At 48.8% G+C, this 320-nt stretch carries 1 protein-coding gene; it reads right to left on the bottom strand.

Annotated elements, in window-relative coordinates; genetic code table 11:
• On the bottom strand, positions 1-320 hold a 320-nt coding region (locus tag SPADD19_RS11145), incomplete at both ends, for a prephenate dehydratase domain-containing protein (protein WP_277619485.1).

Raw genomic sequence — 320 nt, 5'->3', positions numbered from 1 at the left:
GGGGTCTACTTTCAATCTTGGTTAAATTGATCCCCCGCCAAGCAAAGGTTGACAAGCCTTTATAGAGGGCTCCTGCCAAGTTACTTGGCAAAGTCAAGGCCAAGCTAACTTTTTGAAGGGCCGGACTTAAAGTTTTTGAGATCGCTGGCTCTGTTGCCCCTAAAATCCAAAAACGTGTATAATTGTCCTCGATTTCTTGGATGTCTTTGGCCTGGACTTCCAAGCCGTACTCACTGGCTGCTGCCAGAGGGGCAATCGCTGCAATTTCCAAGTCTGGATGTTCTGCTACATAGCGGGCTGCATAGGCTGTTGAAGCCGTC

Source organism: Streptococcus parasanguinis, assembly GCF_001578955.1.
In the GTDB taxonomy this organism is placed as follows: domain Bacteria; phylum Bacillota; class Bacilli; order Lactobacillales; family Streptococcaceae; genus Streptococcus; species Streptococcus parasanguinis_U.
Note: the sequence above shows the minus strand (reverse complement) of the source record. Positions and strands in the feature narration are given on the sequence as shown.